This is a genomic window from Muricoccus pecuniae, assembly GCF_014199205.1.
Taxonomy (GTDB): Bacteria; Pseudomonadota; Alphaproteobacteria; order Acetobacterales; family Acetobacteraceae; genus Roseomonas; species Roseomonas pecuniae.
In genome coordinates this window covers 229184-240397 of the sequence record NZ_JACIJD010000003.1, presented here as the reverse complement: position 1 = coordinate 240397, position 11214 = coordinate 229184, and the positions used below count along the sequence as shown (strand labels likewise).

The 11214-nt window shown below is 74.3% G+C and carries 12 protein-coding genes; 4 read left to right on the top strand and 8 right to left on the bottom strand.

Going from position 1 to position 11214, the window contains the following annotated elements; genetic code table 11:
- Positions 1 to 61 precede the first annotated feature (61 nt).
- The 6 genes from FHS87_RS04885 to FHS87_RS04860 form a co-directional block, all read right to left on the bottom strand.
- On the bottom strand, positions 62 to 721 hold the full coding sequence (locus FHS87_RS04885; protein ID WP_184514465.1) for a hypothetical protein: 660 nt from the start codon (positions 719 to 721) through the stop codon (positions 62 to 64).
- A 115-nt stretch (positions 722 to 836) separates the two neighbouring features.
- Positions 837 to 1448, bottom strand: coding sequence for an ABC-type transport auxiliary lipoprotein family protein (locus tag FHS87_RS04880; protein WP_184514463.1), 612 nt, complete (start codon positions 1446 to 1448; stop codon positions 837 to 839).
- Complete coding sequence (locus FHS87_RS04875) at positions 1448 to 2476, bottom strand: MlaD family protein (protein WP_184514461.1); 1029 nt, start codon at positions 2474 to 2476, stop codon at positions 1448 to 1450. The genes FHS87_RS04880 and FHS87_RS04875 overlap by 1 nt, the downstream gene beginning before the upstream one ends.
- Positions 2476 to 3282 carry an ABC transporter ATP-binding protein gene (locus tag FHS87_RS04870; protein ID WP_376766421.1) on the bottom strand — a complete coding sequence of 269 codons (807 nt, stop codon included), beginning with the start codon at positions 3280 to 3282 and terminating at the stop codon, positions 2476 to 2478. Before FHS87_RS04870 ends, FHS87_RS04875 begins: the two co-directional genes overlap by 1 nt.
- Positions 3282 to 4586 carry an MlaE family ABC transporter permease gene (locus FHS87_RS04865; RefSeq protein WP_312861881.1) on the bottom strand — a complete coding sequence of 435 codons (1305 nt, stop codon included), beginning with the start codon at positions 4584 to 4586 and terminating at the stop codon, positions 3282 to 3284. The genes FHS87_RS04870 and FHS87_RS04865 overlap by 1 nt, the downstream gene beginning before the upstream one ends.
- A complete protein-coding gene (locus FHS87_RS04860; protein WP_184514459.1) occupies positions 4583 to 5881 on the bottom strand; it encodes a flavin monoamine oxidase family protein in 1299 nt (432 codons plus the stop codon). Before FHS87_RS04860 ends, FHS87_RS04865 begins: the two co-directional genes overlap by 4 nt.
- Positions 5882 to 6145: 264 nt before the next feature.
- Here FHS87_RS04860 and FHS87_RS04855 point away from each other — a divergent pair, with 264 nt between their 5' ends.
- Positions 6146 to 6622 (top strand): YetF domain-containing protein, encoded by a 477-nt coding sequence (locus FHS87_RS04855; protein WP_184514457.1) that lies wholly within the window; start codon positions 6146 to 6148, stop codon positions 6620 to 6622.
- Positions 6619 to 7044, top strand: coding sequence for a DUF1622 domain-containing protein (locus tag FHS87_RS04850; RefSeq protein WP_184514455.1), 426 nt, complete (start codon positions 6619 to 6621; stop codon positions 7042 to 7044). The genes FHS87_RS04855 and FHS87_RS04850 overlap by 4 nt, the downstream gene beginning before the upstream one ends.
- 44 nt (positions 7045 to 7088) lie before the next feature.
- On the opposite strand, the gene FHS87_RS04845 is transcribed toward FHS87_RS04850, so the two are convergent.
- Positions 7089 to 8081, bottom strand: coding sequence for a Bug family tripartite tricarboxylate transporter substrate binding protein (locus FHS87_RS04845; protein ID WP_184514453.1), 993 nt, complete (start codon positions 8079 to 8081; stop codon positions 7089 to 7091).
- Positions 8082 to 8284: 203 nt separating this feature from the next.
- Here FHS87_RS04845 and FHS87_RS04840 point away from each other — a divergent pair, with 203 nt between their 5' ends.
- Both FHS87_RS04840 and FHS87_RS04835 read left to right on the top strand, forming a co-directional pair.
- Complete coding sequence (locus FHS87_RS04840; protein ID WP_184514451.1) at positions 8285 to 9307, top strand: amino acid ABC transporter substrate-binding protein; 1023 nt, start codon at positions 8285 to 8287, stop codon at positions 9305 to 9307.
- Positions 9308 to 9366: 59 nt separating this feature from the next.
- Positions 9367 to 10119 carry an SDR family NAD(P)-dependent oxidoreductase gene (locus FHS87_RS04835; protein ID WP_184514448.1) on the top strand — a complete coding sequence of 251 codons (753 nt, stop codon included), beginning with the start codon at positions 9367 to 9369 and terminating at the stop codon, positions 10117 to 10119.
- Between the two features lie 15 nt (positions 10120 to 10134).
- Here FHS87_RS04835 and FHS87_RS04830 read toward each other — a convergent pair whose 3' ends face one another.
- A complete protein-coding gene (locus tag FHS87_RS04830; RefSeq protein WP_184514446.1) occupies positions 10135 to 11133 on the bottom strand; it encodes a Bug family tripartite tricarboxylate transporter substrate binding protein in 999 nt (332 codons plus the stop codon).
- Positions 11134 to 11214: the final 81 nt, after the last annotated feature.

Genomic DNA, 11214 nt, shown 5'->3' with positions numbered 1-11214 from the left:
CCCACCTGATCGGGCCTCGCCCCTGCCCGGAGCCGCTACGAGGCGGCGCGTCCCTCCCCGGTCAGCGCATGGCCAGGGCCGGGCCGGAAACGCCCGCCGGGGCGGAGGGGGTGTCGAGGAAGCGCAGCCCGGTCACCCGGAAGCCCTCTCCCCGCCAGGCGATGTCGAAGGCCACGCCCGAGGCCTCGCCAGCCGGACCGTACTCCACTCGGAAGGAGGTCAGCCCGAGCGGGCGGGCCGAGCGGAGGGAGGAGAGGGCGGCGGCAGTCCCCTCCCCGCCCGCCGCGCGGAGGGAGAGCCAGGCGGCGACCCGCTCCGGCTCCTCCCAGGCGGCGGCCATGCGGCCGGCCATGCGGTCGAAGAAGCGGCGGGCCCCCTCCCCCTCGCTCTGCGGCACCTCCGCAGCCAGGCCGGCGCGCAGGCTGGCCATGGCCGCGGGCCGGTCGAAGTGCTGGAGCAGCGCGGCCGCGTCGCGGGCGGCGATGGGCGCGGCCAGCCGGGCCCCGAGCAGCCAGGGCAGCGCCATCCAGGCCGCGACGAGGAGGATGCCGGCGAGCACGGCGGGCAGCACGTGGGAGAGCGGCCGGAACGCTGGCGCTTCGGAGTGGCCGCGGGTGGCCATCGCCTGTGCCGCGGCCTCCGCTTCGGCGTGGGCGGCCTGGCGGGCATCGTACTCCGCCCAAACCTCGTCCCAGATATCCGCACGATTGTAGCCACGCATGGCACCGTCCCATTTGTCTCAGGAACGGTGCCTTCCTGGCACCTTGTCTCTGTTTTTGAGACTGGCGCGACAGGTCTGACCAAAGACTTAACGTCTCATCACATGAGACGGCGCGTCACGCTCGGCGGGCCAGCTCCCTCTCCATCCTGGCGAGCACCCCGGCCAGGGCCGCGACCATCCCGGCGGCCTGGGCGTCGGGGCCGAGGGGCCGCTCAGGGGGCACGGGCACGGAGGCGGTCTCGGAGATCTGCGCCACCACCCGCGTGCCGAACTGGCTCGTGTTCCGCAGCAGCACGGCGGTCATGGAGGCCACGGCGACGCCCGCGCCGAGATCGACGTGCAGCGCCACCAGCTCGCTCTCCAGCAGCAGGTCCGCATCGCCCCGGGTGCCGGGCGCCAGCACGGCGGCGAAGATGCCGGCATCGACGATCCAGCGGCGCAGCGCCTCCTCCGCCGCTTCGGCCGGCGGGGCGGACCACTCGGCGTAGTATTCCAGCGCCTCCGTGCCGTCCGCGCGGATGGAGCGGAGCAGCTTCGTGTCCAGCCCCGGCGCGGCGCGGGTGAGCCGCATCAGCACCGTCCCCCTCGGGGCCCGTCGCGCCGCGGGGCCGGGCGGCCGCCGGGGCGCGAGTGGATAGCGCCGCGGCTCCACATAGGTCTGGTTGAAGACCGAGCACGCCCCCAAGGCCAAGGGCAGGGCGCCCGCCAGCAGAACCCGTCTCCGCATCACCGCCTCCTCGTGTAATCCGGCGCGGGCGGCGCGGGCGAGAGCAGCGACGCCCCCGGCGAGCGCCGCAGCAGCTCCGTCGTGTCGCGCAGGTTGCCCGAGGCCGCCCGCAGGTCCCGCAGGGTCGGCGTCAGGTCCGCGTTGATGTCGCCCACCGTGTTGTTCACCGAGCGCGCCGCCCCCTCCACCTGCGCGATGGCGGCGGGCAGGCGCTGCATCCCGGCCTGGAGCCGCTCCATCGCCACGTTCGCGTTGCGCAGCGTGCCCCGGACCTCCGGCCCGCCGATCAGATCGCGCGCCTCTGCGATCGTGCCGCGGAGGTCGTTGGACAGCGCGGGCAGGTTCAGCTCCTGCACGGTCTGCCGCAGGATGGCCAGCGTGTCGGATGCCGAGCGGGAGGCCTGAGCGATCTCGCCGTCGTTCACCTGCCGCCGGAGATCGGTGAGCAGGCCGGAGATGTCGCCCAGGATCGCCTCGATCGGCAGGTTGCTGATCCGCAGCGCGAGCTGCTCGGCCACCGAGGTCACCTGCGCCACCGTGCTCGGGATGGCGGGGATCACGGGGTTGTCCGGCTTCCAGGGCAGGTTCTCCGGCGGGAAGCGCTCGGGATCGACGAAGTCGAGCTCGAGATAGCCCACGCCGGTGATGCCCGTGCTCGCCAGGCGGGCGCGCAGCCCGATCTGCACGGCCTTCTCCGTGTCCGGTGCGTCGCGCAGCCGCGCGAGGTCGATCGCGAAGCGCACGATCACGCGCTGGTAGGCCACGCTGAAGGGGCTGTTCTCGGGCGGCGAGTACTCCGTGGCGACGAGGCCGATATCCGTCACCTGGCCGAGCTGCACGCCGCGGAAGCGAACGGCCGCGCCCACGTCCAGCCCCTGCACGCTCTCGCGGAGATAGGTCTCGTACATCTGGGTGTTGCGGCCGAGCTTGCCCGCGGTGAAGAACAGCACGAAGCCCACGGCCAGCGCGATGCCGGCGAGGATGAGCACGCCCACGCGCATGTAGAGCTTGCGGGTTGTGGCCGGCATCAGCGCGTCTCCCGCCGGAAGAAGCGGCGCACGGTGTCGTTGGGCGGCTCGTCCCTGAGATGGCGCGGATCACCCTCGGCGATCATTCCCTGCGCTTCCTTGTCCAGCATGATGCAGCGATCCCCGATCGCCAGGATCGATTGCAGCTCGTGCGTGACCACGACGAAAGTGGTGCCGAGGTCGCGCGCGAGGTCCTTGATCAACTCGTCCAGCCCCGCCGAGGTCACGGGGTCCAGCCCCGCGCTCGGCTCGTCGAGGAAGAGGATCGGCGGGTCGAGCGCCATGGCGCGCGCGATCCCCGCGCGCTTGGCCATGCCGCCCGAGATCTCCGCCGGCAGCCGCCCCGCCGCGTCCCCCAGCCCCACCAGGCCGAGCTTCACCCGCGCGACATCCTCGCGGGCGTCGCGCGGCAGGTCGGTATGGGCCTCGAGCGGCAGCATCACGTTCTCCAGCAGCGTCATCGAGCCGAAGAGCGCGCCTGACTGCCACATGACGCCGAGCTGGCGCAGCAGGTTGCGGCGGGCTTCCCCATCCGCCCGGGAGAGGTCCCCGCCGAGGATGGTCACGCGCCCGGCGGTGGGCTGGTACAGCCCGATCATCAGCTTCAGCAGGGTGGACTTGCCGCAGCCCGAGCCGCCGAGGATGACGAAGACCTCGCCGCGCCCGACATCGAAGTTCACGTCCCGGAACAGCACGCGGCTGCCGAAGCCCATGGAGATCCCGCGCGCCTCGATCACCGCCGGGCGATCCGCCGGGCGATCGGCGATGCCGTCCCCCACCCCCGCGCGCTCCGCCATTCCGTCCATCACCAGCCCAGCCGGTAGAAGAGCACGGCGAAGATCCCGTCCAGCAGGACGAGGGCGACGATCCCGCCCACCACGGCCGCGGTGGCCGCGTCGCCCACCGCGCGCGGGCCGCTGCCCGCCGCGAGCCCCGCGCGGCAGCCGATGCCCGCGATCACCAGCCCGAACACCGCCGCCTTGCCCAGCCCCCCCAGCAGGTCGCCGAGGGCGACCCCGATATGGAGCTGGTTGAGCACGAGCTGCAGCGGGAAGCCCCGCCCGATCATGACGATGGACATGCCGACCAGCCCGGCGAGGTCCATCAGCAGCGCCAGCACCGGCATGGCGATGGTGGCCGCCAGCATCCGCGGCAGCACGAGCAGCACCATGGGGTCGATCCCCATGATCCGCAGCGCGCTCACCTCCTCGTTCACCGTCATCGTGCCCAGCTCGGCGGCGAAGGCCGATCCCGTGCGCCCGGCCAGGATCACCCCCGCCAGCAGCGGCCCGAGCTCGCGCAGGAGCGAGATGCCGACGAGGCGCGGCACGAAGATGTCCGCCCCGTACTGCTGCATCGGGATGGCCGACTGGAAGGCGAGGATCACGCCGATCAGCACGCCGAGCAGCGCGACGAGCCCGAAGGCGCGGGTGCCCGCCTCGTCCAGGTGGCGCAGGAGGTCGGCCACGCGCAGGTCCCGCGGGCGGCGGGCGGCGTTCACCACGGTCGCCGCCGCCTCGCCGAGGAAGGCCATGCCGTCCAGCGCCGCGTTCCACAGCCCGACGCCCCATTCGCCGACCCCCCGCACGGGTCCCATCCGCGGCCCGGCCTGGGCGGCGGCCGGGCGCCCGGAGGCGCCGCGGGAGCGCTCCAGCACCGCCGCCACGGGGCGCGAGGCGCCCTCGACCGGCACGTCCCGCCCGGCGACCCCCGCCGCCGCGAGCACCAGCGCCGCGCCACTCGTATCCAGCGTCTCCAGCCCGGAGAGGTCGATCCGCCGTGCCCCGCGCGCGCCCTTCATCGCCGGGCGCCAGGCCGCGCCGGCGGTGAGGCTCGTCAGGCGGCCGGAGAGGCGGAGCGCGTCGCCCTCGCGCCGCACCTCGGCACCGCCCTTCCCGCCCCTGGCCGGGGCGGGCGCGTCCATGGCGGCGCCGGGCGCGGGCGCGGCGTCCGGCACGGGGCCGGCACCCATGTCCTCGGCCGGCGGTAGGGCGGGGCTGCCGGGGGTGGAGACGCGCTCCCCGGCCGGCCCCGGGCGGCGGTCGCCCGCGCCCTCGCCGATCGCCTCGCGGCCTTCCCTGCCGGGAAGGGCCGGTTCGCGCCCACTCACGCCGGCCGTCTCCCGAGGATGCCGTGGGGCAACAGCGCGGCCGCGGCCTCCCGCGCCGCACCCGCCCCGCTCAGCCAGGCCCCGGCAAGGGTACCGGCGAGCGTCGCGTGGCAGGCCTCGCCCGCCAGCATCAGCCGCCCGCCCGCGAGCGGGGCCGAGAGCGCCTCCCGCGCCCCGCCGCGCCCCGGGCGCAGCGCGGCATAGGCGCCGAGCGCGTGGGGATCGCGCCCCCAGTCCCATTCCGCCCGGATGTCCCGCCGCAGCGCCCGCCCGGCGCGGGCGCCGTAGATGCGGCCCAGCTCCGCGAAGGCGAGTTCGGCCAGCGCGCCCTCCCCGGCCCGGGAGGTCTCCCATGCCAGGGCGCCGCCCACGAAGCCCTCGAGGTGGTCGCGCCCGAAGGGCCAGGCGACGAAGGTCATCGCCCGCTCCCCCTCCCCGAGCCGCCGCTCCAGTCCGCCGAAGGAGGGAAGGTCCAGCCGGTCCTCCCCGGTGGCGCGGAGGCCGATCTTGTTCAGCAGCCCCATGGGCAGGTCGTGCACCGCCTGGGCGGTGGCCTGGGGCAGGGCGGGGTCGAAGCGGATGGCGCCGGAGGCGAGCACGCCGGTCGAGACCGTCACTACCGCCGCACCGGCGGTGAGCGCGCCGAATGGTCCCTCGGCGCGCAGGCCGGGACCGCCCCAGGAAAGGCGCTCGACAGGCGCGTCGAACGTCACGGGAAGCCCGCGCGCGAGAGTGCCGAGAAGGTGGCCGCAGCCCTCGCGCGGCAGGAGGTTCGTCCCGGTCAGCAGGGTGGAGAGATAGTCGCCGAGGTCGATCTCCGCCGCCTCGGCCGCCGCGATCACCGGCCCTTCCCAATGGGTGAGCGTCGCGTCCCAGGGCCCGCCGCGCGGCGCGGCGTCGGCAAGGCTCAGGGGCCGCTCGCCGGCCGGCAGCGCATCGGCCAGCCGCACCGCCTCGTGCCAGGCGCGCTCCGCCGCCTCGTACTCCGCCATCTCGGCAGCGCCCGCCCAGCGATCCCCCATCCAGACGCGCGAGTCCCGCACGGAGTCATGATTGAACAGTTCGAGGCCGGCGGCCTCGGCGAGCGGCGCTAGCGGGTTGGACTGGGCGGCGTGCAGCCAGGTGGCGCCGAGATCCATCGGCGCGCCGAGGGAGGCATCCGTCAGCGCGCGCCCGCCCACGCGCCCGCGCGCCTCCAGCACCCGCACCGAGAGCCCGAGCGACAGCGCCTCGCGCGCCGCCGCGATCCCCGCGGCCCCCGCGCCCACCACCAGCAGATCGCAATCCCGCGACATCATCCCGACCAGAGCGGCCCAATCGGGACAGGGTTTCCACCGCTCCTCCCCCGGGCGCCAGCCCCCCGTTCCGCAGGGCGGCCCCGCGCGGCGCGACGGGAGGCGCGGGCAGGCGCGTGAAAGGGGCGCGCGAGGTCGTGATCCCCGGCGCGGCATCCCCCTCCCCGCTCGCCGGTTCTGTGGAACCCCGTCCGCGCCCCGGAGACCTCCCATGACCCTCGGGCCGCCCCTCAAGCCGCCCCTCAAGCCGCCCCTCGGGCCGCCATGAGTGCCGCCGCCCTCTTCGGCGAGACCGGCCATGTCGGCCCCTGGCAGGAATGCCTGCGCGCCGTCGTCGTTTTCGCCTACGGCCTCCTCCTCGTCCGCCTCGCCGGGCGGCGCGTCTTCGGGAAGTGGTCGGCGCTGGACATCATCGTCTCCGTCATCATCGGCTCGAATCTCAGCCGCGCGCTGACCGGGAGCGCGCCGCTCGGCGGCACGCTGCTGGCCACCACCCTCCTCCTCGCGCTGCATTGGCTGCTCGCCCAGGGGGCAGCCCGCTTCCGCGCCGTCTCGGCTGTCGTCGAGGGGAGCGCGGTCGAGCTGGCGCGGGACGGCGCGGCGCGGCCGGGGGCGATGGTGCGGGATTCGATCAGCCGCGCGGACATGGACGAGGCGCTGCGCGGCGCCGGCGTCGAGGAGCTGGCGCGGACCCGGCTCGTGATGCTCGAGCCCAGCGGCAAGATCACGGTGCTGAAATGACCGAGACGATCAAGGAAGCCACCCTCCTCCTCGCCACGGCCACCGAGGCGATCGCGGGGGTGCTGATCGCCATCGCCATCATCGAGGCGACCTTCCGCATCGCCGGCGTGCTGCTGCGCGCGGGCAGGCGCGGCAACCCCGGCGAGTCGCACGAGGAGAAGGAGGAGGTGCGGCTCCGCCTCGGCCGCTGGCTGGCGCTGGCCCTGGAATTCGAGCTGGGGGCGGACATCCTCCGCACGGCCATCGCGCCCACCTGGTCCGAGATCGGGCAGCTCGCCGCCATCGCGGCGGTGCGGACGGCGCTCAACTTCTTCCTGCAGCGGGAGATCGACGGCGCGGCGGCGCGCCGCGGCCTGCCCGGGGCCGGAGCCTTTTCAAGCCGGGTGGAATCACCCGGCGCCTCGGAAAATGCGACAAGGTAAGAGGCGGGAGCGGTTGCCGTGAGCCACGGCGAACGCGAACCACTCTAGTCCATCTTCACCCCCGACAACTCGGCCAGCCGCCGCCACAGCGGCGTCTCCCGCTCCACCTGCGCGGTGAGGGCGGCGGGGCTCTCGCTCAGCGCCACCTCGTAGCCCAGGGGCCGGAGCCGCTCGCGCAGCACGGGGTCGGCCGCCACCTGCCGGACGGCGGCGAAGAGGCGGTCCACCACCGGCGCGGGCGTGCCTCCCGGGACCATCAGCGCGTTCCAGGGCTGGATGTCGAGCTCGCCAAGGCCGAGATCGGCGAACTCCCCCATCCCCGGCACCTCCGGCGCGAAGGCCATCCGCTCGCGCGAGGAGAGGACGAGGGCACGGAACTTCCCGCTCGCCACATGCGGCATCAGCGCGGGCGTCACGTCGAACATCATGTCGATCGTGCCGCCGAGAAGGTCGGTGATGGCGGGGCCGCCGCCGCGATAGGGCACGTGCAGGATGCGCGCTCCGGCCATGGCGTTCACCGCCTCGATGCAGAGATGCGACGAGGTGCCCGGCCCGGAGGAACCCATCTTCACCATGTCCGGATTCGCGCGGGACCAGGCGACGAGGGCGCGGAAATCCGTCCATCCCCGCCGCGCCGCCGCCTCGGCGTTCACCACGCAGATCAGCGCGCCGGTGGTGATGAGCGTCAGCGGCGCGAGGTCCCGCGCGGGGTCGAAGGGCAGCCTGGGGTAGAGCGTGGGATAGGCCAGCAGCGTCACCCCGCCGATCACCCCGATCACGCTCCCGTCCTTCGGCCCCTTGGCCACGGCGTCCGTGCCGAGGATGCCGCCCGCGCCGCCGCGGTTCTCCACCACCACGTCCTGCCCAAGCGCGGGCCCCAGCCGCTCGGCCACCAGCCGCCCGAGAAGGTCGATCGCGCCCCCGGGCGGGAAGGGCACGACCACGCGCACGACCCGCCCACCCGCGACGGGCTGGGCGGCGGCGGGGGAAAGGGGCGCGGCGGCCAGCCCGGCCAGGAGGGGTCGGCGTCGGATCATCGGGTTTCTCCATCTCCTCGGCCCCTCGCCGGGCCGCTCTGTCGGAGCGCAGCATGGGCCCGGGCGGCCGGCACAGGCCATGCCGATCACCGCGCCCCAAGTTTTCTCGCACGCGCCGTGCCAGGCGCGGCCCGGCCGGGGGCCTCGATGCCAACCCGCCGCGCTCCGGCACGTTCTCCCGCGAACCCACGGGACGACGCGCCATGCCCTTCCGCCGCCTTCTCGCCGCCGCCCTCGCCGCGGCCGCCCTTCTCCCCGCCGCCGCCCGAGCCCAGCCCGCGCCGGACACGCTGGCCGCCGTGCGCGCGCGCGGCAGCCTCTCCTGCGGCGTTTCGACCGGCGTTGCCGGCCTCTCCCTGGCCGACAGCCAGGGGCGGTGGAGCGGGCTGGACGCGGATTTCTGCCGCGCCGTCGCCGCCGCCGTGCTGGGCGACCCGGAGAAGGTGCGCTTCGTGCCCACCACGCCGCAGACCCGCTTCACCGCCCTGCAATCGGGCGAGGTGGACCTCCTCTCCCGCAACACGACCTGGAGCTTCGCGCGGGACACCGGCATCGGCCTCGCCTTCGCGGGCGTGCTGCTGCATGACGGGCAGGGCTTCATCGTGAAGCGCGCGCTGGGCGTCTCCTCGCTGAAGGAGATGGACGGCGCGACCATCTGCATCCAGCCCGGCAGCACGACGGAGCTGAACCTCGCGGACTGGGCGCGGGCGAACAACTTCCGCTTCAACCCCGTGCTGATCGAGGATTTCCAGGAGGTGCAGCAGGCCTTCTTCTCCGGCCGCTGCGACAGCTACACCACCGACCTCTCCGGCCTCACCTCCATCCGCGCGGGACAGGGCGCGCGGCGGGACGAGTTCGTCATTCTCCCCGACGTCATCTCCCGCGAGCCGCTCGGCCCCATGGTCCGCAAGGGCGACTGGCGCTGGTTCGACGTGGTGAAGTGGACGCTGAACGCCCTCGTCGCCGCGGAGGAAGGGGGCATCACCGCCGCCAATGCCGAAGCGCGGCGGGGCGATCCCAACCCCGAGACGGGGCGCCTGCTCGGCACCTCCGGCGAGTTCGGGCGCCAGATCGGGCTGGAGCGGGATTGGGCGCTGCGCGCCATTCGCGCCACCGGCAATTACGGGGAGATGTGGGAGCGCAACCAGGCGCCGCTCGGCGTGCAGCGCGGTGCGAACCGGCTGGCGCGCGACGGCGGGCTCATCTGGTCCCCGCCCTTCCGCTGAGGCTTGCGGCGGCGCCCGCACGGCGCATCATCGCCGCCCAGTCGAGAAGGGGCGGACGGATGGAATTCAGCGGCAGGCGCGCGGTGGTGATGGGCGGCAGCCGGGGCATCGGGCGCTCCATCGCCCTCGCCTTCGCGGGGCAGGGGGCCTCGGTCGCCATCTGCGCGCGCGGCGCGGAGGCGCTGGAGCGGACCCGCGCGGAGATCGAGGCGATCGGTGTCCGCGCCCATGCCGCGCCCTGCGACCTGGCGGACGCCGATGCCATCGCGCGCTTCCTCCCCGCGGCGGCGGAGGCGCTGGGCGGCATCGACATCCTCGTCAACAACGCCTCGGGCTTCGGGCGCGCGGATGACGAGGAAAGCTGGGCCGCCTCCCTCTCGGTCGACCTCATGGCGGTGGTGCGGGCGAGCCACGCGGCGCGGCCCTGGCTGGAGCGATCCGGGCCCGGCGCCAACATCGTGAACATCGCCTCCATCGCCGCCCTGCGCCCGACGAAGCGCAACCCGCCCTACGCGGCGGTGAAGGCGGCGGTGGTGCAGTACACGTCGAGTCAGGCGCGGATCCTGGCGCCGCAGGGAATCCGCGCCAACTGCGTCTCCCCCGGCTCGATCGAGTTCCCCGGCGGCACCTGGGAGCGGCGCCGCACGGAGGACCCCGCCCTCTACGACGCCACCCTGGCCTCGATCCCCTTCGGACGCATGGGGCGGCCGGAGGAGGTGGCCGAGGCCGTCCTCTTCCTCGCCTCCCCGCGCGCGGGCTGGATTACGGGGCAGAGCCTCGTGGTGGATGGCGGGCAGTTGCTGGGGGGCTGAGGCCCCCCAGCCCACTCAGTCGAGCGTCGCGCCGGATTCCTCGACGAGGCGCTTCCACAGCACGTCCTGCTGGCGGAGGTACTCGCCATAGGCGGCGGGCGTCTCGTCCCAGACGGGGGTGAAGCCGAGCGGCTCCATCCGCTCCTTGAACTCGGCGCTGCGCGCGACCTGGAGCAGCGCGCCGTGCAGCCGGTCGATCACCGGCTGCGGCGTGCCGACGGGGGCGTTGACCGCGTACCAGCTCTGCATGTCGATGCCCGAGCCCGGCAGCAGCTCCTTCATGCTGGGCACGTCGCGCAGCTCCGGCACGTAGGCGATGCGCTCCGCGCTGCCCACCGCGAGCGGCCGGAACCGCCCCTCGCGCACATGCGGCATCGCCGCCGGGATCACGTCGAACATCATGTCGATGTTGCCCGCCAGCAGGTCCGCGAAGGCCGGCCCGCCGCCGCGATAGGGCACGTGGGTGATGTCCACGCCCGCCGCCTTGGCGACGGTGGAGATGGTGATGTGGCTCACCGTGCCGGTGCCGGAGGAGCCCATGGTGAGCTTGCCCGGATCCTTCTTCGCCGCCGCGATCAGATCCCCGAAGGTGTTCCAGGGGCGGTTGGAGTTCACGATCAGCAGCACCGTTCCCGTCGTGACGCGCGTGACGGGGATGAGGTCGCGCAGCGGGTCCAGCGGCATGGAGCGGCGGAAGAGGTACTTGTTCGCCGCCATGATCGAGACGGAGCCGAGCAGGAGCGTGTAGCCGTCCTTCTCCGCCTTCGCGACCGCGTCGGCCCCGATGTTGCCGCCCGCGCCGCCGCGGTTCTCCACCACCACGTTCTGCCCGAGGACCGGCTGCAGCTTCTCGGCCAGCAGCCGCCCGGTCAGGTCCACCGCGCCACCCGGGGCGAAGGGAACCACGATACGGAGCGGGCGCGTGGGCCAGGGCGCCTGCGCCAGCGCGGCGGGGGAACCCAGCAGGGGGGATGAGGCGGCGGCGCCCAGCAGGGCGCGGCGTCGCAGGGTCATGCGGGATCTCCCGATTCGTGAGGCGCCCGTCATGTCGCCTCCCGGGCGGGCGGGCACAAGGCCATGCGGCGCGGCATCCGC